Source organism: Pseudovibrio sp. W64 (assembly GCF_001623145.1).
Taxonomy (GTDB): domain Bacteria; phylum Pseudomonadota; class Alphaproteobacteria; order Rhizobiales; family Stappiaceae; genus Pseudovibrio.
In genome coordinates, this window is sequence record NZ_LMCI01000028.1 from 52,712 (window position 1) to 74,135 (window position 21,424).

Consider the following 21,424-nt stretch of genomic DNA (forward strand, 5'->3'; position numbering starts at 1 on the left):
AGGAGGAGCCGCCGTGACGGCTATACTCACAGTGCCACCGGCTCTGGAGCCGGTTTCGCTCGCCCAGGCGCATGCGCAGCTCAGGGTCTCCCACACCCACGAGGATGATCTGATCGAGCGTCTGATCAAAGCTGCGCGGGAACAGGTGGAGACCCTCACACGGCGGGCTCTCATAGAACAGGAATGGCGACTTCTTCTGGATGATCTGTCACCAGACCGCCTGATCCGCCTGCCTGTCGCACCGGTCGCACAAGTCCTGCAGGTCTACACCTATGACAGGGAAGGCAACCAGCATCTGGTACCAGCGTCGAACTATCAGGTGGATTTGGCCGGAAATCCCGCCCGCCTGCGCTTCAAGGCAGGTGCGGTTGGGCCATTGCGAGACCTCAACGGCATCGAGGTTGACTTCAAAGCTGGCTATGGCTCAGCGGCAACCTCGGTTCCCGCTGGTCTGCAAACCGCCATCCTGATGCTGGTCGGCTTTTGGTACGAGCGCCGCACCATGCTGGAAGAAGACCGCCTCACAGGCCTCATGCCCCACGGCTTTGAGGCAGCACTCTCCCCTTACAAGGTGCTCAGAATATGAGGGCGGCGGGCACTCTCAACGAGCCACTGCTGCTGCTTAGACCTGAGATCACCAACGGCACGGATGGCTCTATCACCAAAAGCTATCAGCAAGTCGCCATGGTCTGGGGGCTGGTAGAGGTATCCACTGGCTCACAGAGCACTGCGGCAGGCCGCATTGCCAGCGCTTACCCGCTCACGCTCACCCTCCGCCGCCGCACAGATGTGGCGGAGGGTTGGCGGGTGGAGCGGGATGGACAGAGCCTCAGGGTAAAAGCAGTTCTCCCGCACTCAGAGCAGGCGCCCTTCATGCAAATCCTTTGTGAACAGGAGGAGGGCGATGATGGGGGAGCTTGAATTCCGCAAAGCCCTGTTTCAGGCAATCCACGCCAAGGCATCGCTAAAACCCTATCTGGGAGATCCAATACGGGTGTTTGACGGCGTGCCAAGGGGAGCACCCTTGCCCTATGCAACACTGGAGGCTGTCACCACACAGTTGCTGACAGGTCATCTGGATGACGGCGGCAGGCTCACAGGCTCAATCGGCATCTACTCCCGCCATGCGGACCGGGCTCAAACCCAGGAAATCCTGCAGATCTTCAACGAACTGCTGGAGATGGGTGTCACGCCACCTGCCGGACTTGAAACCTCAGGCCTGACCATGACTGAAACAAGCTGCCGCCGTCTGGGCGATGGTCGCACATGGTACGGACGCATCAAATTCTCCGTCCTGCTGCAAAAGACTGCTTAACACCAACCTTTGAGAGGAAAACAGATGGTCGCTCAGGCCGGAAAAGACCTGCTGTTGAAACTGGATACAGTGGGAGATGGCACCTTTGAAAGCGTGGCAGGCCTGCGCTCAAGACGCCTCGCCCTCAACGCCACACCCATTGATATCACCGATGCCGAAAGCACTGGCCGCTGGCGAGAGCTGCTGGCAGGAGCCTCCACACGCCACGCCTCGCTCTCTGGCAGTGGCCTGTTTCGCGACAAAGCCTCCGCAGAAAAAGTCCGCACCGCCTTCTTTGCTGGAGAGCTGCGTACATGGCAGGTCATCCTGCCCGGCTTTGGAACACTGGAAGGCCCGTTTCACCTGTCTGCATTGGAATACTCCGGCGACTACCGATCTGAAGTTACCTTTGAGATCTCGCTGGAATCCGCCGGTGCTCTCACGTTCACCCCGCTAACCTGAGGAGTACAGGATGCCACCTAAAACCTATGGCAGAGGTGTTAATCGCAGGCGCGGTGAAGTCCTCGCAGACCTTGGCGGTCAAAAGCACATTCTTGTGCTCACACTCGGGGCTCTGGCAGAGCTGGAAGACGCGCTCAGCTGCAGCACATTACAGCAGCTGACCGAGCGGTTTTCCTCTGGGAAGCTGAGTGCTGCCGACATCATCAAAGTGCTCGGTGCAGGCCTTCGCGGGGGTGGACTTATCATTGAGAACGAAGAGGTTGCAGAGCTCTCCCATGAAGGCGGCGTTGCAGCCCTTGCCAAGCTGGCAGGGGAACTGCTGGTCGCCACGTTCTCTCCACCTCAGCAGTCTCAATCGTGAAGCCCGGGCAATCTGAAAACCAGCCTGTGCCTTGGCATGACCTGATGCACAAAGCCTGCCGGGAGCTTGGCTGGTCACCGCGCACCTTCTGGCAATCAACACTGGTTGAGCTGGAAATGGCTTTCACCCCACCGGGAAACCGTAATGCCCGCACGATCACACGAGGTGTACTGGAAGGGCTGCTGGCCCAGTTCCCAGACAAAGAGGATCAACAAACACCATGACCGATAGTTTTAATGAACCGCTGAACGTAGAAGACGCGCGTGAGCTGGAAACAACCATGCAGGAGGTCAACACCCTTGCCAAAGAATTCTCTTCAGAGCTTGGCAAAGGTCTGCAAAGTGCAGTCACCTCTGGCAAAGACCTGCAATCGATCCTCTCACAAGTCGGGCTCAACATGTCCAGCTCTGCTCTCAACAGTGCTTTAAAGCCGCTTGAAAACCTGCTTTCTGCTGGAATCTCATCAGCCATTGGCAATGTGGCTGGCGTAACGCCCTTTGCAAAAGGTGGTGTGGTTTCCAGTCCAACCATGTTTGCGGCGGGCAATACAGGCTTGGGGGTGATGGGAGAGGCGGGGGCAGAGGCTATCCTGCCTTTGCAGCGCGGCAACGATGGTCGTCTGGGTGTTGCCATGAATGCGAGCAACACGCAGCCCAGCGTCACAATAAATGTGGCGACACAGGATGTGCGCAGCTTTGAAAGATCTCAGGGGCAGATTGCGATGATAATGGCCCGCGCCACCGGACGGGGGCGACGCGGGCTATGACGTCGGCATTGAAGAGGAGGGACTCAAGGACCGACGTGGCTTTGCTACCGGACGGTGGTAGCAAACTTTTTGGAAAAGACCGTTGCTTTGCAAAGAGGGAGGAGCATCGACAACGGGTCTACGCAAATCACGCAGATAACTTTCCCATATCAAATCTATTAGATGCTTCGCGGGCGCCCAGCCTTGAGCCAAGTCAAACAGGAGGGTGAAATGCAACCATGTTTTGTTGATGAATCATTCCCACTTGGAATTTCCCTAGGGGCTTCTGTCAGAGTAGAAAAACGCAGTCAGGTCACAAGGTTACTCAATGGCGCCGAAACCCGCAACGCCATCTGGAAGGGAACGCGACGGCATTTTGATGTGGGGACCGGATTGCGCAGCTCAGCAGACCTGCAACGAGTACTCTCCTTCTTCGAAAAAGTGGGTGGTCGCCTCTGCGGATTCCGGTTTCGTGACCCCATGGACCATAAATCCTGCAGCTTTGACGCAACTCCATCTGCAACCGATGTCGCAATCGGAACAGGCGACGGGACAACAACGACGTTCCAGCTCATCAAGCAAGTGGGTGCTGCAAGCGTCACCTGGCAGCGTAGGATCACGAAACCAGTGGCCGGAACCGTGTCTGTTGCAGTCGCTGGTCAACTGAAAACCGTCGGCAGCGATGTGCTGCTCGATCCGTTAACAGGCATCCTGGAATTTCAAGCAGGCCACATTCCCTCAAACGATCAGGCGATCACGGCGGGCTTCCTGTTCGACACACCCACGCGCTTTGAAAGCGACCAACTGGAAATCAACCTCCTGCACTTCGAAGCGGGGCAGGTGCCGTCCATCCCACTCGTCGAACTTCTCATCTGAAACCAACTCCGCGAGCAAATCCATGTTCAATGCTGCTTTGAAAGAACACCTGACCGGTGAGGGCACAAGCGTGGCCTACTGCTGGCGCTTAACCGCCCCATCTGGCCTCAGCCTAGGTTTCACCACCCACGACCACCCCATTACATTGCTTGGCAAATCCTATGAGACCGGCATAGGGCTGGATGGCACGCAGGCCATGGCTCAATCTGACTTTCAGGCCGGGCAGGAAGAAGCGCTGGGCTTCCTTTCGTCCGACAGCTTGAGCGAAAAGGAGTTGAGTGCGGGCCTCTGGGACAATGCCGAAGTTGAGGTCTATCTGGTCAACTGGCAAAATCCAGAACAACACCAGTTGCTCCGGCGCGGCTCTCTTGGCGAAATCACAAGAGATGCCGATGTTTTCCGTGCTGAGTTCCGCTCATTGGCCGCCAAACTTTCCGAGCCCAAAGGCCGGCAACTCTCCCACCAATGTCATGCAGATCTGGGAGATACCAACTGCGGGATCAATCTGGACGTCGCTGCCTACTCAAGACAGGTGAGTATCACAGGCAAAGAAGACGGCAATCGGTTGGTCATCGAAGGCAACACCGATATCGGCACAGACTGGTGGTCCTTCGGCAAGCTCACCTTTCTGTCCGGCCCCTACGCCAATCAACCCCTGCGCATAGCCAGTCACCTCATAGAACAAGGCAAGCACAAGCTCACGCTCTGGGCACCCTTGTTATTGGAGCAAACTTATCCGGTATCCGCGTCCGTTTCCGCAGGCTGCGATAAAGGCTGGGGCAGCTGCCAGACGAAGTTCCAAAACACCGAGAACTTCCGAGGCTTTCCTCATATGCCGGGCAATGACTTCATCCTTGCCGGACCTGAAAGCCAATCTGCCGCCAACAACGGCGAAAAGCTGGTGGGGTGATCATGCAGCAGTCTTCCCACACCCTCCTGAGAGAAGCGCGGAGCTGGGTTGGAACGCCTTACCAGCATCAGGCCACAACCAAAGGTGCCGGCTGCGATTGTCTTGGCTTTATCCGAGGCCTCTATCGCTTTTTGCATCATTCTGAGCCTCCCGTTCCTGCCAGTTACGCACCAGAATGGGCAGAGCTGAAAGGCGAGGACCAGTTGCTCAATGCTGCGCACCAGTATCTGAACGAGGTGCAAGGGTCTTTGCAACAGCCAAAGCCAGCGGAAATCATTCTGTTTCGCTGGGCACCGCAGTCTCCCTGCAAACATCTCGGTTTCATGACCAGCAAAGACCGCTTCATCCATGCCTACGAGGCGGTGGGAGTGGTTGAAAGCCCACTGGTACCCATGTGGCGCAACAAGATTGCAGCGCGTTTTTCATTCTTCTCAAGTCAGTGATCCGGAAAGGACAGGACCATGGCAACAATGGTGCTATCAAGTGTTGGTGCAGCCGTTGGCGGCGCAGTCGGTGGCCCTTTCGGTGCCATAATCGGACAAACACTGGGGGCTCTTGGTGGAGCGTGGATCGATCAGCAGATCTTGGGTGAAAACAGAGAGCTTTCTGTCGGCAAGCTAGGCGACCTGCAATTACAAACCGCAGCTGAAGGCGCATCTCTTCCCTTTGTCTATGGCCGTGTCCGCGTGACTGGCAACATCATCTGGGCAACGCGGCTGGAAGAGGTGGTCTCCGAAGGAAAGCAGGGCGGAAAATCCACTGGCTCATCGACCAGTATCACCAGCCACAGCTACTTCGCCAACTTCGCCGTGGCCCTTTGTGAAGGTCCTATCACCGCAGTGCGCCGTGTCTGGGCCAACGGTAAGGAGCTGGACACCAGCGCAATTAACATGAGGGTGTATCTGGGGGCAGAAGATCAACCACCTGACCCACTGATAGAAGCCAAGCAAGGCACTGCACCAGCCTATAAAGGCACCGCTTACGTGGTGTTCGAACGTCTCCCGCTGGCTGAGTTCGGTAACCGCATCCCTCAACTCGCCTTTGAAGCACTCCGCTCCATTGAACCACTGGAACAGCAGATCAAGGCGGTCACACTCATCCCCGGAGCAGGTGAGTTTGCTTACCACCCGCAGGAAGTCATCGAGGAGTTAACTCCCGGCAACACCCGGAGCGTCAACCGCCATGGCAAGGGAGAGGAAACCGATCTGGTCCGCTCTTTGGATGAGCTTCAGGCCCTCTGCCCCAACCTGAAAAGCGTTGCGCTCGTTGTCGCCTGGTTTGGCGATGACCTACGCGCTTCCCAGTGCACCATTCAGCCCAAAGTAACCTACCAGACCACAAAGCACTTACCTGAGGACTGGAGCGTTGCAGGCCTGACCCGCGCTGAAGCACAAGAGGTCTCCCGCATCAATGACAGACCTGCCTATGGTGGCACGCCCTCCGATGTTTCCGTTACAGAAGCCATCAAGGAACTAAAGCGTCGCGGCCTTGCCGTCATGTTCTACCCGTTCGTGATGATGGACATCCGCGATGGCAATCAGCTGCCCGACCCATATGGCGCAACCAATCAATCCAGCTTCCCCTGGCGCGGACGCATCACTTCTGACATCGCAGCAGGACAACCCGGAACGCAGCAGGGAACCAGCGCAGTTACGCCTCAGATAGACGCTTTTGTCGGCTTAGGCAGTGACTGGCGGTTCCGCCGTTTCATCCTGCACTATGCCAATTTGGTAAAAGAGGCCGGTGGTGTGGAAGCGTTTCTCATCGGCTCAGAAATGCGCGGTCTCACCCAATGTTGGGCAGGCAGCGGCACGTTTCCTTTCGTTGATCACCTGAAAACACTGGTCACTGAGGTCCGCCAGATTGTCGGCGACCAGACTAAACTTTCCTACGCAGCCGACTGGAGTGAATACGCGGGCCACACCCCTCAATCCGGTGACCTGCGATTTCCTCTGGACCCGCTCTGGGCGCATGCTGACATCAATTTTGTCGGCATCGATAACTACCTGCCACTATCGGACTTGCGTCAGAACGATGACCCGCAAACAGCTTACAACCTCAAGAACCTTCGGGAGGGAGTAGCCTCCGGCGAATATTACGACTGGTATTATGCCAATGACACAGACCGAGCTGAAAAAAACCGCAGCCCGATTACAGACGGAGCCTACAACAAGCCATGGGTGTTCCGGCAAAAAGACCTTAAGAACTGGTGGCAAAACCAGCACTTCGAACGTGTTGCAAGTGCTGAACAAAACACGCCAACCCCCTGGGTACCGCAATCCAAACCCATCTGGTTCACCGAACTCGGCTTTCCTGCTGTAGACAAAGGAACGAACCAGCCCAATGTCTTCGTGGACCCCAAGTCTGCTGAAAGCGCATTACCGCATTTCTCTAATGGGCAGCAGGATGACCTTGTCCAGCGTCGCGCGCTGGAAGCAAGCCTCAGTTATTGGGGAACAGACCATCCGGACTGGGCGCAGGGCGACAATCCAGCCTCAAGCGCTTACGCAGGTACGATGGTCGATGCGGACAACTCCTTCCTCTGGACATGGGATGCCCGCCCGTTCCCCGAGTTCCCGACATATTCTGATGTCTGGGCAGATGGCCAGAATTGGCAGCTCGGCCATTGGCTGACAGGTCGTCTCGGCGCAACCTCTCTCTCAGGCCTCATCCGTGCCATGCGTGATGATTTTGGACACACACAAGAGCTGACAGAGATCGCTGAACTGGGCGAAACCCTCGAAGGTCTGATCGTGACAGGCCCAACGTCCTTACGCTCTGCGCTTTCTCCCGTCCTGCAACTCGCCGGAGGCATCGCCGTTGATCGCGGAACCCATCTGGCCATCCTCCCCAAATACGCCAAGGCCACAGATTATGGAAAACTGAGCCTTGCTGACCTGCTGGAAGCTGAAGAGGAGGAGGGCTACATCTCCATCAGCCGCAATGATGGTAGCGACCTGCCAGCTGAACTCCGACTGCGGGGAATGGACCTCAATAACAATTATGAGCCTCTCGTCGTCTCCTCCCGCCGTCTGGAAGGCATGGACAGGCGCACCTCCAATATCCAGCTCCCCATCACAGCTTCGCTCTCCTCAGCCAAAAAGCTGGTTCAAAAAATGCACCAGAGCGTGTGGCTGGATCGGGAGGCCCTTCAGTTTAAACTTGCTCTGAGTAAAATTGCTCTGAGACCGGGGGATGTGCTTGAACTTCCCGGCGAGCTTCTGGGTGATGGCACCACTTCCGTTCAGTGCCGGATTGATCAGATCTCATCTGGTGCTCATCTGGACGTTCAGGCCATACGGCTCAACGGATATCCTAATATCGCTGCAGCAGTCACGGAGGGATCATCACAACGATCTTTCAACGACACCACCTCAGGTCCGCCAATTGTCAGCGTCTTGGATTTGCCAAGGTTCCACAGTGAGGGAGCGGATGATGGAAGCCCGGTGGTCGCTATCTACAATGCGAATTGGCCGAGTGCCTATCAGCTGTACAGCTCCAGCTCAGGTGAAGAATTCACACCGCTAGTGCAGGTGACAGAACCAGCCACCATGGGCATATTGCAAGAACCTCTCAGCCCCGGCCCACTTTGGCGATGGGATTTGGTCTCTCATATCACCGTAAAACTCTACGGAGGCCAGTTACAAAGCCGAAAGCAGCTCGACGTGATGTCAGGTGCAAATGCCTGTGCCATTCGCAAAAATGATGAGTGGGAAGTGATACAGTTCTGCAAGGCTGAACTGATTGCCCCCATGACTTACAAACTCACGCAGTTACTCAGAGGGCAATTGGGTACGGAGCATCTGGTTGCTTCGTCGAGTGAGGAGAACGCCGAATTTGTCCTTTTGGACCAATCCCTGCTGAAACTGCCATGGACCAGCGACAAAGCTGATGTTGCGCTCTCATATCGTGTCGTTCCAGCTAGCAAACCCCTGGGCTTTAAATGGGCAGTGAACACAAGCCATGCTGGAAAACAAAGCTCACTTAAACCATTCGCGCCCGTTCATCTGAGAGCAAGCCAAACAGATAATGGGGATTTGGAACTTAAATGGATTCGCAGAGCCAGATGGGAGGCGGACAGCTGGGCAACGCCAGATATTCCCCTCCAAGAGGATAAACTTCAGTTTTCGGTCACGCTTTATCGTCAGGATGGGGGCGAAAATGAACGAACAGCCTTGCGTGAATACGAGGCCACACAGGAAAGCCTGATAATCCCACAAAACGAGCTGCAATCGCTATTTGGAGCAGGTCAGCATCTGGTAGCCTGTGAAGTTGCTCAAAACTCAACGAAATTCGGTTTGGGGACAACTTCAGATTGCTTGTCGAGCGTAACACTTTAACAATTGCTTTTACCGGATTATTTGCAAACCAAGCCAAGAAACATCACAGACCCCAGAGAATCTGCTAGGTCTTTGTTTTGAAATATATAACACCTCGTTCATGTGAGGTTCAGCCAGCGCCGGTTAGAAGACGCCCTATGAGACACCAATTCCACAACCTCTTTTTTCGCTCATTGATGGCACTGGCTTTGGCGGCAACAGTTTTTACATGGTCTGCACCCGCGCAGGCCGCGTGTTTGTCCTCCAGCCAGACCAGACAAGCTGTTGCCAGCGGTCAGGCGCGGCCTTTGGGTTCGCTGCGGGTCAATGGGCAGATACTTTCAGCCAAACTCTGTGAGCGAGGAGGGGGATTGGTCTATGTGCTTTCCGTACTCAACAACGGCAACGTCTCACAAGTGACGCTGGATGCACGAACTGGGCGCCGGTTGAAATCGAGCTGAGAAGAACTCTGGATAGAGATTTTTCTGCCTGAATTTGAACGAATTTTGAAAGCGATATTAGGCTATACTGCGCATTCCTATCTGAAAAGTGGAAAACGGTTTTCAGATAGGAATGCGCAACTGAAAAATTAGAGCAGTCTGAACTGCTTTATGAGCCTGAGTGCTTGTGTGGGGTAGATCTTATGCGAATGTTGATCGTTGAAGATGATCGAGATTTGAACAGACAGCTGTCTGAAGCGTTGGAAGACGCCGGTTACGTTGTCGACAAAGCATATGATGGCGAGGAAGGCCATTTCCTCGGTGACACCGAACCCTATGATGCTGTCATCCTTGATCTTGGTTTGCCGCAGATGGATGGTCTCAGTGTGCTGGAACGTTGGCGCAGAGATGGTCATTCCATGCCAGTCCTTATCCTGACGGCTCGTGATCGTTGGAGCGATAAGGTTGCTGGCATTGATGCTGGCGCAGATGATTATGTTGCAAAGCCCTTCCACATGGAAGAAGTGCTGGCACGGGTGCGGGCACTGGTGCGCCGCGCAGCCGGTCTGGCTTCCAACGAGATTTCTATAGGCGACATTGTTCTGGACACCAAGGCAGGCAAAGTGACGAAAAACGGCATGTCCATAAAACTCACCTCTCACGAGTTCCGCCTGTTGTCTTACCTCATGCACCACAAAGGCCGTGTGATTTCCAGAACCGAATTGGTTGAACATCTGTACGATCAGGACTTTGACCGCGACTCCAACACCATTGAGGTGTTCGTAGGCCGATTGCGCAAGAAGTTTGGTAGTTCACTGATCGAGACCGTGCGTGGATTGGGCTACAGGCTACAGGAAGAAAATGCCTGATAAGAATAGCGCAGACACCAACAACTTGCAGGGGCCGGTCAACTGGAACCCCATCAGGTTCATTCGCAAGAAGCAACAGGCGTCATTGGCATGGCGTCTGATTTTTGTTGCGGGCCTGTGGGCTGTTGTCAGCCTTGTGGTTGCGGGTGCTATTCTTGTCGCTCTGTTTCGTGAGGCAGGTGAGAAAGCACTGGATGAGCGCCTTGAAGTCCACATGACAGCAATTGTCAGCGCCCTTGCTGCGGAAGGGGAGCAGAAGAACCCTGCATTAAGCCGTATCGGTGATCCACGGTTTAACATGCCACTGTCAGGGTGGTACTGGACCGTGCAACGCGGTGGCAAAGTTCTGTTTGAAAGCGAATCTCTTTTTGGTGACACGCTGCGCCTGCAAAACATGAAGGGCGAACTGGAACTCAAGCAAAATATCACTGGCCCAGCTGGTCGCGATCTGCGCCTCTTGCAAAAACGTATCCAGTTTGGTGGTCTCCAACCTGTAACAATTGCAGTTGCCGGAAGCACTCGAGAACTTGGTGAAAGTACCGCATCCTTTGCATGGCAAGCGGCGATCACGCTGGGCGTTCTCGGTCTTGGTCTTGTCGCCGCCATCTTCCTGCAGGTGCGCTTTGGCTTGCGGCCGCTAACAGAACTTCAGGAGAGCCTTGGTCGGGTTCGTCAGGGAAAAGAGGAAGCAGTTCAGGAAGATCTGCCCAAAGAGCTGAAACCGCTTGCTGTTGAACTCAATGCTCTCATCCACTCAAACAGAGAAGTAGTGGAACACTCCAGAACTCAGGTGGGAAATCTTGCTCATGCCCTGAAAACGCCTCTCTCTGTCATTACCAACGAGGCCAGAAGTTCAGATGAGCCGCTCGCTTTGAAGGTTTCAGAGCAAGCGGATCTTATGAGAGGGCAAGTTCAGCACTATCTGGAAAAGGCACGGATGGCGGCTCAGCGCCGGGTGATCGGTGTGTCGTGTGAAGCTGCACCTGTGGTGTCGCGCATGGCACGTGCGATGGAAAAAATCCATCGTGACAAAGAGCCTGAGATCACGGTTGATATGGATGAGACTCTGTTGTTCCGTGGTGAGCAGCAAGATCTGGAGGAAATCCTTGGGAACTTGTTGGATAACGCCTGCAAATGGTGTGATAAAAAAGTGTCAGTGGCGCTGAAAAGCAACAATTCCTCTGCGTCACTCATCGCTCTGATCGTAGAAGATGATGGCCCTGGATTGGGGGCTGAAGAGAAAAAACGTGCGCTGCGCAGAGGGCAAAGATTGGATGAAACCGTCCCTGGAACGGGTTTGGGTTTATCCATAATTGTTGACATTGCAGGTATTTACGGTGGTTCATTTGAACTTGGCGATAGCGAGTTAGGTGGATTGAAGGCAACGGTGATCTTGCCGTCTCTGACAATCTGATCTGTTTTGGGGCAGGGGTTGCATCTGTTTCAAACAGTCCTGATAGTAAGTGTAACTGTGTTTTAAGGGGTTGCTCCACGAAAGCGTTTTCAAGCTAATGACGCTGCTTTGGTTTGAGGCCTTACTGGAAGACCTTGGAAGGGACAAAGAGCCTTTCCTGAAAACGGATAAGTCGCAAAAGCGACAAAGAGGATGCATGTTGGTGCGAAACTGGAAAAAACTGATGGTCTTACCTGTCGTTGTTGGCGGTTTAGCCAGCTGTGCGACATCTGATCATGCCACCAGTGCTCAAACTGATGCCGAATCCTCATCTATTTTTGGTTTCTGGTCTTCTGACAGTGAGCAAAACGCAGCAGCTCAGGCTGCAATCGACAGCGCCACAGAAGGCGAGTTGAAGCAACTGCTCAGAAGCGGTGACCTCGACACCGTCTATAAAGCACAGAGCAAAGCGTTGAATGCATCTGATGCAGGCAACAAAGTTGTCTGGCGTAACCGATTCTCTGGTGCGCAAGGCACAGTTAAGTCTGGTCCTGTCTATTACGTGAATGACCGCCGCTGCCGCGATTTCCAACATACCATTGCGTATGATGAGAAAACGCAGCTGATCAAAGGTGCGGCCTGTAAGGACGGTGAGCGCTGGGCAGCGCTGAACTAGCCCAAAATCCCTCGCTATAAGCAGTTTTTGCAGAAGGAAACACACCTTTCGCATGCGGAAAAGGCTGCTTATCAAGATTTGATTAAGCAATTCCGCCGATAGTTTTGATCAACAAATACAATTTTAGCAGTTGTCGTCTGCTGCATGTTGTGAGGGTTGAGCGTGTATAAGCTCAATCAGTGTAAAGCTGAGTACCAGAGAGATTTGGATGCACGAGGTCAACCATAAAGCATTGCAAATGGAGAAGGTGTTAGGAGCCTTGTCTCAATCTGCTTTGCAGATGTTGGAACGGTCTGTCGATGATACCGTGCAAAGCGGAACATCTGTGCCAAATGCCGAACTCATGCTGCTCACTATTCGCAGGCTCCTTGGTGAAGCCTCCTACATTCCTGAGAATAAGCTGTCTCTGGATACGCCACTCAAGCGCGCAATTCTAAGCCCCCTTCAACCATTCCTCATTCAAATACCGCTGAGCACGCCACAACAAGGTCGGATCGATGCCACAGTAATGGAGCCGCTCTGGACCTACATGCGCCAGGTGCTTCTTTCTAATGAGTTTACCGAAGCGGTAGAGGCCTTGGAAGAGCTGTGTCAGCAACAAGATTTGCCCACGACCCACGAAACCATCCAGAAAGCACTCTATACATGCGCTGAAGGTCTCCGTCTGCGTTTGGTTGCTGCTGCAAAAAAAGAGCTGGAAGCAGCAGATCAAGACATTCAGATAAAGACAAAGCTTCGCCGCAAGGTTGGAGGTCATGTTAATTTTGATTTCCTCTGTGATGTTCTGGTGATCTTGGAAAGAGCGCCTGCATGGGAAAAGGTGATGGCAGACACTCCACCTTTTGCAGAAGACATTCTGTCCATGTCCTCCGGTAACAGTTTGCAAAACATGCGCACCCATATGGAGCAGCACAGAGCTGAGGCCAATTATCTTGCAGCGCTGTCATTCCTTCGTCTGGACGAAGCGCCTGTTGACCTCATTAAACTGGCTCAAACCCTCGCAGCTGTTCCTGCTCTGAAAGATGTTACGGGCACCCCTTATGCAGCCTTTATAGAGTTTGCTTTGTCCTCTTTGGAGCAAAGTGTGTCCGTCGTTGAAGGCTGGCGCATGGAAGAGGAGGCCATTGTTGGGCTTCCGGAAGCAGCCAACGCCTGCCTGCTGCATTTTGAGGAACTGGAAGAACTCAAAGGCTTCAGCGCTTGCGGTCAATGGAACCAGCGCGCTGTTCAGCTCAAAAACCGTTTGTGTATTCTGCTACGCGATGAACTGCGTAACCTCCCAGCACAACTGGAGGAGGCAATTGCTTCAGAAGCAAAACCTGACCTTGCAGATTTGCAGGGTGGTTATCGGCTGGAGCAGATTCAGCGCGCCTATCACAAATGTTTGAGGGGATTAAAACTCGCCAAGTTAGCGTCGCAATATGCAGGCGTGCTTGGCTTGAACGAGCTGCAAATCTCAACCAGAGATCATGTCGAACGTTTCATCGATCGCAACTCCGAGAAACTTTTGACAGCTCCCAAAGACGAGCAAAACGAGACTGAAAACCTTCCGAATTATGGCGAAATTTCGAGAAAATTGAGCCGTTTAATCTCGATGAGTGAGATCTCTCTGGAGCCGGAAGACACCGCGAACCTCATTCGCAGACAGAAGACTTACCTGAAAGATGCCGCCTAACCCCCTAGTAGTGCCTGCATCTTTTAGAAAATAAGTGCAACTTCATAGGTATTTTGTGGGTATATGGCTTGTGCGACTGCCCGTCGCAGGGGGGGAACTGTTGCCTTTCACATTTAGAACCTGTCTATTTAAGCCACTATGACATTCTGGTTAGTTCTCGCAATTTTGACGGCGGCGGTCGCATTGGCCGTACTCGTTCCATTGGCTCGCTCTCCCAAGGTTAGTCCTGATGAGCGCAATGATGAAGCTGTGTTTCGTGCCCAGCTCGAAGAAATACAAAAAGATCTTGAGCGCGGTGTAATCGCGCCGGACATGGCAGAAGCCGCCAAAATTGAAGTTTCGCGTCGCTTGTTAGCCGCGCACAAGCAAAACCAGGGAGACCATCAGTCAGCTCCCTCTAAAATGCGCATGCGCATTGTGCAGCTGACAGCGGTTCTTTTGGTACCTCTGGCAGCGCTAGGTATGTATTTACAATACGGTTCTCCGGAAATCCCTGACCAGCCACGCGCTGAGCGTCTGGCTGAAACCGCAGGGCAGGCTGATCTTGAAGTTCTGATTGCCAGGACTGAGGATCACCTCAAAGAAAACCCCAACGACGGACAGGGTTGGGCTGTAATCGCACCTGTTTACATGCGTACCAGCCAATTTGATAAGGCTCGCCGTGCCTATGCGCAGGCGTTGAGTCAGTTCCCTGAAAATCTCGATTTTATGGTTGGTTGGGCAGAAGCAAGCATTTTCGCAAATGAAGGACAAGTGTCCGATGAAGTTGAAAAGGTTTTGCGCCGGATCAACCTTGCTAAGCCTGAAATGCTGCAACCCTACTACTATCTGGCAATGGCTATGGGCCAGAAGGGTCAGATAAACGAAGCGCTGGCTGCCTGGAATGCTCTGTTGAAGACTGCAGATCAAAATGCTCCTTGGGTGGACGCAGCAAAAGCACAGCGTGATGAACTGATCGCACGAGGCGCTGTTGTATCTGGTGAGGCTGAGGCAATCCCGGCGCTTGGACAGCCAGCTGGACCTTCTGCTGAAGAAGTTGAAGCAGCAGCTGAGATGAGTGCAGAAGATCGCAATGAAATGATCAACCAGATGGTTGTGCAGTTGGATGAACGCCTTAATGAACAAGGTGGTTCTGTTTCCGAGTGGGGACGCCTGATACAGGCCCGCATTATTCTCGGGGAGCAAGTGGAGGCCGCAAAAGCAGTCGCCCGCGCAAAGCAAAACCTGAAGGACGATGCGGTAGCACTGGAACAGATCAACCAACTGGCCGCGAGCCTGAATTTGAGCCCTGCCAAATAAGGCAGGGGTTGCGTATCTTTGATGAATGCCAAGCGGTTTTCGGAAATAAGATATGCCTAGGACAAAGAGATAGAGCTTCTTTTGATGTTCTATTGAGCTGCAGAATACAAACGCCGTAAGGCATTAGTTGGCAACGTATCTACGGAACTGCGAGTATGACACGTAAACAAAAAAGACTCGGGCTTATTGGTCTTGCGGGATTGGTGCTGGGGTCAGCTGTCGGCTTGGTTCTTTATGGACTCTCCAGCAGCGTGACTTATTTCCAGAGCCCAAGCGACATCGCTGAGCAGCAAGTTGAAGTTGGGCAACGCATCCGTCTTGGCGGTTTGGTTGAAGATGACTCTCTTGATAAGAGCCGGGGCTCAGTGATCCTCTTCCGTGTAACCGATCAGGCAGAAGCTATTCCGGTTTCTTACAAGGGCATTTTGCCAGATCTGTTCCGTGAAGGGCAGGGCATCATCGCTGAAGGCCACATGGACGAGAAGGGTGTTTTCATTGCAGACACAGTTCTGGCCAAGCATGATGAAAGCTATATGCCAAAAGAGGTCTACGAGACCTTGAAGGAAGATGGCCACTGGATGGAAGAGGAACAGGCCGCCTCCGCAGAGCAAAGCACCAAAGTAAACTAAAAAGTAAAATCAACCGGCTCTGCCCAAAAGGGCCGGTTATCCAGCGCCAAATGGATACTAGGATATCGTAATGATAATTGAACTTGGCCACTATGCACTCATTCTGGCATTGGTAGTCGCGGCTGTTCAGTCGGTCTTTCCAGTGTGGGGTGCAGTGAATTCAGACCACCGTCTGATGGGGATGGCACCTGGCCTTGCCGTACTCATGTTCCTTTTGACTTGCGTCGCCTTTGCCGCATTGACCTGGGCATACCTGAACTCAGACTTCTCGCTTCTGAATACCTATCAGAACTCTCACAGCGACAAGCCGCTGGTCTATAAGATCTCCGGTGTGTGGGGCAACCACGAAGGCTCTATCCTTCTCTGGGTGCTTATTCTGGTGTTGTTCGGTGCACTGGTTGCAGTGTTTTCACGCAACATTCCACAGCGCCTCCGGGCTGCTACTCTTGGCGCTCAGGGCTGGGTTTCCTTTGCATTCCTGCTCTTCGTCATTGTTGCATCAAACCCGTTCACCCGTATCAGCCCTGCACCGTTGCAAGGCTCGGGCCTCAACCCAATGCTGCAGGATGTCGGCTTGGCGATCCATCCGCCAATTCTTTACATTGGCTACGTTGGCTTCTCCATCGTGTTCGCGTTTGCTGCAGCTGCGCTCATTCTTGGCAAACTTGATGCCGCCTGGGCACGTTGGGTACGTCCTTGGATCCTCGTAAGCTGGATCTTCCTGACCCTCGGCATCGCAATGGGTTCTTACTGGGCTTACTACGAACTCGGCTGGGGTGGCTGGTGGTTCTGGGATCCGGTCGAAAACGCATCTTTCATGCCATGGCTCACCGGTACAGCGCTACTTCACTCCGCAATCGTAATGGAACGTCGGGATGCTCTGAAGGTTTGGACTGTTTTCCTCGCACTGCTGACATTTTCTTTGTCGCTGCTGGGTACCTTCCTCGTCCGTTCAGGTGTTCTCACCTCCGTACACGCATTCGCAGTTGATCCGGCACGTGGTCTCTTTATCCTTGCGATCCTGCTGATCTTTGTCGGTGGATCACTCACACTGTTTGCATGGCGCGCACCATTGCTTCGTCAAGGTGGCCTGTTTGCACCAATCAGCCGCGAAGGTTCGCTGGTGCTGAACAACCTGTTCCTGACAACAGCCTGTGCCGCGGTCTTTGTTGGTACGCTTTACCCACTTGTTCTGGAAGCCTTCTCTGGCGACAAGATCTCCGTGGGTGCGCCATTCTTCAACCTGACATTCGGCCCAATCATGGTGCCAGTACTGATCCTGATGCCATTTGGTCAGCTTTTGGCATGGAAGCGTGGTGATGCGTGGGGTGTGGCCCAACGATTGACCTCCGCTTTTGTGATCGCAATGCTAGCGACTTTCGGCCTGATCTGGTTCATGGGCGTCAGCACAACAAGCATTATGACAGCGCTTGGCTTCGGTTTGGCATTCTGGGCGATCTTTGGTTCCCTTTGGGAAATCGTTGAACGTTCTCAGCTGTTCAAAATTGGCTTTGGTCGTTCCATGGCCCGTATCAAAGGCTTTGCACCAACTGTCTGGTCTACTGTGCTGGGCCATGCTGGTCTTGGGATTACCGTTCTGGGTATTGTGACAACAATGGCGTTCGAATCTGAACGCGTTGAAGTGATGCGCCCAGGCGATACGCTGGAACAGAACGGTTACAATGTGACCTATGAGAAGAGCTGGACCCAAAATGGTCCGAACTATCAGGAGATGGTCTCCCAGTATACTCTTCGCAAAGGTGGCAATGTCGTCGGTATCATGGAGCCATCCAAGCGTGCTTATAATGCCAGCGGAATGCCAATGAGTGAAACATCCATTGCGACCTTCGGCTTCTCGCAGGTGTACTTTGCAACGGGTGACTCTGACGCAAATGGTGGTATTGTTACGCGCATCTACTTCAAACCGCTGATCACGCTGATCTGGATTGGTACTCTGCTTATGTCTCTGGGTGGTTGTATTGCCCTCTTTGATCGTCGCCTGCGTGTTGGTGCTCCTGTTTCAGCCCGCAAGCGCAAAGGCGTAGCAGGCGGTGTTGCAACAGCAACCCCAACTCCGGCGGAGTAATGACCATGAAGATGAAGTTCGTACTGGTATTGATCTCTTCTGTTCTTCTGGGAGCTCCAGCTGCTTATGCAGTCAACCCGGATGAAGTCTTGAAAGATCCTGTTCTGGAAGAACGTGCACGCGAAATTTCCAAGGAAGTGCGCTGCGTGGTCTGCCAGAACCAGTCTATCGACGACTCCAACGCTAAACTGGCGAAGGATCTACGCCTGCTGGTGCGTGAGCGACTGGTGGAAGGGGACAGTGACAAGGAAGTCATGGACTATCTTGTTGACCGCTATGGTGAGTTTGTCCTTCTCAAACCGCGCTTTGCGTTCCACACCCTGTTTTTGTGGGGCGGCGGACCTCTCGCATTGCTGCTTGGAGGCTTTTTCCTGTGGCGTACATCGCGAAAGAAAAAGCATGCACCGCTGAAGAGCAGTACAGCGGGTGTCAAGCCGCTCTCGGATGAAGAGCAGGCCGAACTCGACAAGCTCATGTCTTCTAAATAAGACCAATAACAGAGCCCCGCAGACATGGTTTGCGGGGCTCACGTTTAATCACATCTTCTTGCAACCAGTTGAATTGTAAAGACGCCTGTAAGCGCGCACTAGATACCTGTCTCTTAATATATATTCCGAATGTGCCAGCTGCGCAGGAAATGACAGGAACAGTTCAAATGGCAAACGATCCCATTAAATTGGAATTTGAAGGCTCTCAGGGAGCGCATCTTGCAGCGCGTCTGGACACACCAGATGGTGAACCAAAGGCCTATGCCCTGTTCGCCCATTGCTTCACTTGTTCCAAGGATCTTTCCGCAGCACGACGCATTGCATCTGCTTTGACCAAAGACGGGATTGCTGTTCTGCGCTTTGACTTCACTGGTCTTGGCAACAGCGGCGGCGACTTTGCCTCCACCAATTTCTCATCAAACCTTCAGGATCTTGTTCGCGCCGCTGATTACCTGCGGGAGCATTATGAGGCACCAAAGCTGCTTGTAGGGCATTCTCTGGGCGGCGCAGCTGTGCTAGCAGCAGCCTCTGAGGTGCCAGAGGTAAAAGCGGTTGCCACAATCGGTGCACCAGCCTCAGCAGATCATGTGATTCATAACTTCGGAGCTTCCCTTGATGAGATAAAAGAGGAGGGCGAAGCCACCGTCCAGCTCGGTGAACGACCGTTTAAGATTAAACGCCAGTTTATCGAAGATCTTGAAGCGCAGGACGTTCGGACGCGCGTTGCTGTGCTGAAAAAGGCAGTGTTGGTTCTTCACTCGCCAATTGATGCCACGGTTGGCATTGAAAATGCTGCTCAGATCTTTGAGGCAGCGAAGCATCCGAAATCATTTGTGTCTTTGGATGATGCCGATCACCTGCTGTTTAAATACAAAGATGCAGATTATGCAGCACGCGTGATTGCAGCATGGGCAAGCCGCTACATGCAGGGCTAACAAAAGACTGGTGGGAGCAACTACGAAGTTTTCCCATCATTACAGAAGATTAATGTGGCAGATAGGTGTTTGTAAGGTTCGCTCTGGCATAGTCATTCTCAACGAAATGCAAAAGCCCGTTTTCCCCAGTTGGGCTGAGATTGACTAAATGGAGTTGAGCCAAATGAAGTTGACCAAGAACGCAAGTTCCAACGTTGTTTCCCTGTCTGCTGCAAAAACCACTTCTAAACGTCGTTCCCGTCTTCTCAATGGCGCCATGGCACTGGCAATTGCAGGTGCAATGGTTGCTCCGCTGACACTTGTTCCGGCAACCGCTCAAGCCGAGCCTGTCCGCGTAAACGCGCCAGCAATGCCGAGCTTTGTTGGTTTGGTCGAAGCCGTTCAGCCAACAGTTGTTTCCGTTCGTGTGCGCTCTGAGGTTAAAGAGAATGATCGTCTGGCGGGCATCCCTCCAATGTTCCGCGATATGCCGGATGATCATCCACTGCAGAAATTCTTCCGCGAGTTTGGTGGTCCAGGTGGTGAGCAAAAAAAGAAAGCCCCACCACGCAAGCGCTTCGATCAATCTCAAGGGTCCGGCTTCTTCATCTCTGATGATGGCTATGTAGTGACCAACGAACACGTGGTTGAAGGTGGAACTGAGTTCACAATCGTAACCAGTGAAGGCGAGGAACTGGAAGCCTCATTGGTTGGTTCCGACAAGCGTTCTGATCTGGCTCTCCTGAAAGTGGAAAGCGAAGAAAAGTTTGAATACGTCGCCTTTACAGATGATGCACCACTGGTTGGAGAATGGGTCGTCGCAGTTGGCAACCCGTTCGGTCTGGGTGGCACTGTAACGGCTGGCATCGTCTCCGCTCGTGGTCGTGACATCGGCGCTGGCATCTATGATGATTTCCTCCAGATTGATGCTTCTGTGAACCGTGGTAACTCCGGTGGTCCTGCATTCAACGTGAAGGGTGAAGTGGTCGGCGTAAACTCTGCGATTGTGTCTCCAAGCGGTGGCAACGTGGGCATCGCATTTGCGATCCCGGCACAGACTGCAAAAAAGATCATCTCTGACCTGAAAGAAGACGGCGCAGTTACTCGCGGCTGGCTTGGCGTTCAGATCCAGCCTGTTACCAAGGACATTGCTGAATCCCTCGGTCTTGAAAACGAAAACGGCACGCTGGTTGCCGAAGTTCAGGGCGATACCCCTGCAAAAGCTGCAGGTTTCCAGGCTGGTGACATCATCCTCAAGGTAGATGGTGAAGAAGTGAACGGCCCACGTGAACTGGCAAAGGTCATCGCCGGATACTCACCAAACACCGAAGTCAAGATCGAATACTGGCGCAATGGTGAAATCGACACCGCGACTGTGAAGCTCGGCACTATTCCTGAAGAGAAAAAACAAGCCTCAGTGAGCAAAAGCAAGGATGCGAATACCGCATTGGTAGACAGCCTAGGTCTGGAACTGGCAACTGCTGAACAGGCAGGTGTTGATGAAGAAGGCGTTGTTGTCACCAAAGTAGATCCAGATGGACCTGCTGCTGACAAAGGCCTCGCACCTGGTGCGATCATCACCGAAGTTGCTGGTGTTAAAGTTGAAACCCCAACCGATGTTGCAGAACAGGTTGAAACAGCACGTGAACAGGGACGTAAGGCAGTTCTGCTGCGTGTCACCCGTGGTGAGAACACACTCTTTGTAGCGATCCCGCTGGAAAAGGGTGAAGAATAAGCCACTTACAAGAATGCGGATCACGAGAAACGCCCCTCTCGTGATCCCTCGTCGAAACACCAAGGATACCCTCACAGGTGTTTCGGTTGTTTGAGGGGCTGATAGCAAGGGTAGCCCTCTACTTGATGTCAGTCCTAAAAACCAATGCTGGAAGAAAAGGCAGGGACCTTATCATCTGCCAACTTCACCTATAAAACTTATGCAAATGCTGACGGTTACCCCCAACAGCATTTGCTTTTTTTTATCGTTTCCC

Annotated in this window: 21 protein-coding genes and 1 pseudogene; all 22 read left to right on the forward strand. The window is 53.2% G+C overall.

Features of this window, described 5'->3' with window-relative positions:
- The first annotated feature begins 13 nt into the window (after positions 1 to 13).
- The 22 genes and pseudogenes from PsW64_RS11105 to PsW64_RS11205 all read left to right on the forward strand — a co-directional run bounded on the left by PsW64_RS11105 (position 14) and on the right by PsW64_RS11205 (position 21,171).
- Positions 14 to 586 (forward strand): head-tail connector protein, encoded by a 573-nt coding sequence (locus PsW64_RS11105; protein ID WP_082831085.1) that lies wholly within the window; start codon positions 14 to 16, stop codon positions 584 to 586.
- Positions 583 to 921, forward strand: coding sequence for a phage head closure protein (locus PsW64_RS11110; RefSeq protein ID WP_063303632.1), 339 nt, complete (start codon positions 583 to 585; stop codon positions 919 to 921). Before PsW64_RS11105 ends, PsW64_RS11110 begins: the two co-directional genes overlap by 4 nt.
- Positions 908 to 1,315, forward strand: a complete 408-nt coding sequence (locus PsW64_RS11115) for a DUF3168 domain-containing protein (protein WP_208980732.1) — start codon at positions 908 to 910, stop codon at positions 1,313 to 1,315. Before PsW64_RS11110 ends, PsW64_RS11115 begins: the two co-directional genes overlap by 14 nt.
- A 24-nt stretch (positions 1,316 to 1,339) precedes the next feature.
- Positions 1,340 to 1,756, forward strand: coding sequence for a phage major tail protein, TP901-1 family (locus tag PsW64_RS11120; RefSeq protein ID WP_063303634.1), 417 nt, complete (start codon positions 1,340 to 1,342; stop codon positions 1,754 to 1,756).
- A 10-nt stretch (positions 1,757 to 1,766) separates the two neighbouring features.
- Positions 1,767 to 2,117, forward strand: a complete 351-nt coding sequence (locus tag PsW64_RS11125) for a gene transfer agent family protein (protein WP_063303635.1) — start codon at positions 1,767 to 1,769, stop codon at positions 2,115 to 2,117.
- A complete protein-coding gene (locus PsW64_RS11130; protein WP_063303636.1) occupies positions 2,114 to 2,341 on the forward strand; it encodes a phage tail assembly chaperone in 228 nt (75 codons plus the stop codon). Before PsW64_RS11125 ends, PsW64_RS11130 begins: the two co-directional genes overlap by 4 nt.
- Positions 2,338 to 2,883 (forward strand): phage tail tape measure protein, encoded by a 546-nt coding sequence (locus PsW64_RS11135; RefSeq protein WP_063303637.1) that lies wholly within the window; start codon positions 2,338 to 2,340, stop codon positions 2,881 to 2,883. The genes PsW64_RS11130 and PsW64_RS11135 overlap by 4 nt, the downstream gene beginning before the upstream one ends.
- 210 nt (positions 2,884 to 3,093) lie before the next feature.
- Positions 3,094 to 3,738, forward strand: coding sequence for a DUF2460 domain-containing protein (locus PsW64_RS11140; RefSeq protein WP_082831095.1), 645 nt, complete (start codon positions 3,094 to 3,096; stop codon positions 3,736 to 3,738).
- Between the two features lie 22 nt (positions 3,739 to 3,760).
- On the forward strand, positions 3,761 to 4,648 hold the full coding sequence (locus tag PsW64_RS11145) for a DUF2163 domain-containing protein (RefSeq protein ID WP_063303638.1): 888 nt from the start codon (positions 3,761 to 3,763) through the stop codon (positions 4,646 to 4,648).
- A gap of 2 nt (positions 4,649 to 4,650) precedes the next feature.
- On the forward strand, positions 4,651 to 5,091 hold the full coding sequence (locus PsW64_RS11150; RefSeq protein ID WP_063303639.1) for a peptidase P60: 441 nt from the start codon (positions 4,651 to 4,653) through the stop codon (positions 5,089 to 5,091).
- An 18-nt stretch (positions 5,092 to 5,109) separates the two neighbouring features.
- Positions 5,110 to 8,988, forward strand: coding sequence for a baseplate multidomain protein megatron (locus PsW64_RS11155; RefSeq protein ID WP_063303640.1), 3,879 nt, complete (start codon positions 5,110 to 5,112; stop codon positions 8,986 to 8,988).
- A 137-nt stretch (positions 8,989 to 9,125) separates the two neighbouring features.
- Positions 9,126 to 9,428: a PepSY domain-containing protein gene (locus tag PsW64_RS27105; protein WP_208980733.1), complete on the forward strand. Its 303-nt coding sequence runs from the start codon at positions 9,126 to 9,128 to the stop codon at positions 9,426 to 9,428.
- A gap of 182 nt (positions 9,429 to 9,610) precedes the next feature.
- Complete coding sequence (locus PsW64_RS11160; protein WP_063303641.1) at positions 9,611 to 10,276, forward strand: response regulator transcription factor; 666 nt, start codon at positions 9,611 to 9,613, stop codon at positions 10,274 to 10,276.
- Positions 10,269 to 11,690, forward strand: a complete 1,422-nt coding sequence (locus tag PsW64_RS11165; RefSeq protein WP_063303642.1) for an ATP-binding protein — start codon at positions 10,269 to 10,271, stop codon at positions 11,688 to 11,690. Before PsW64_RS11160 ends, PsW64_RS11165 begins: the two co-directional genes overlap by 8 nt.
- 223 nt (positions 11,691 to 11,913) lie before the next feature.
- Positions 11,914 to 12,345 (forward strand): RT0821/Lpp0805 family surface protein, encoded by a 432-nt coding sequence (locus PsW64_RS11170; protein WP_208980734.1) that lies wholly within the window; start codon positions 11,914 to 11,916, stop codon positions 12,343 to 12,345.
- A gap of 208 nt (positions 12,346 to 12,553) precedes the next feature.
- On the forward strand, positions 12,554 to 14,020 hold the full coding sequence (locus tag PsW64_RS11175; protein ID WP_063303643.1) for a hypothetical protein: 1,467 nt from the start codon (positions 12,554 to 12,556) through the stop codon (positions 14,018 to 14,020).
- Positions 14,021 to 14,158: 138 nt separating this feature from the next.
- The gene (gene ccmI, locus PsW64_RS11180; protein WP_063303644.1) at positions 14,159 to 15,319 is read left to right on the forward strand and encodes a c-type cytochrome biogenesis protein CcmI; all 1,161 of its coding nucleotides are present in this window, start codon (positions 14,159 to 14,161) and stop codon (positions 15,317 to 15,319) included.
- Positions 15,320 to 15,474: 155 nt separating this feature from the next.
- Positions 15,475 to 15,948 (forward strand): cytochrome c maturation protein CcmE, encoded by a 474-nt coding sequence (gene ccmE / locus PsW64_RS11185; RefSeq protein WP_082597161.1) that lies wholly within the window; start codon positions 15,475 to 15,477, stop codon positions 15,946 to 15,948.
- Between the two features lie 70 nt (positions 15,949 to 16,018).
- Entirely contained in the window at positions 16,019 to 18,034 is a 2,016-nt protein-coding gene (locus PsW64_RS11190; RefSeq protein WP_063288184.1) for a heme lyase CcmF/NrfE family subunit, read from the forward strand.
- A 5-nt stretch (positions 18,035 to 18,039) separates the two neighbouring features.
- Positions 18,040 to 18,522, forward strand: a complete 483-nt coding sequence (locus PsW64_RS11195; RefSeq protein ID WP_206599554.1) for a cytochrome c-type biogenesis protein — start codon at positions 18,040 to 18,042, stop codon at positions 18,520 to 18,522.
- 167 nt (positions 18,523 to 18,689) lie between these two features.
- Positions 18,690 to 19,448: pseudogene (locus PsW64_RS11200) on the forward strand (alpha/beta hydrolase family protein); the annotation flags it as partial.
- 172 nt (positions 19,449 to 19,620) lie between these two features.
- A complete protein-coding gene (locus PsW64_RS11205) occupies positions 19,621 to 21,171 on the forward strand; it encodes a Do family serine endopeptidase (RefSeq protein ID WP_063303819.1) in 1,551 nt (516 codons plus the stop codon).
- Positions 21,172 to 21,424 lie beyond the last annotated feature (253 nt).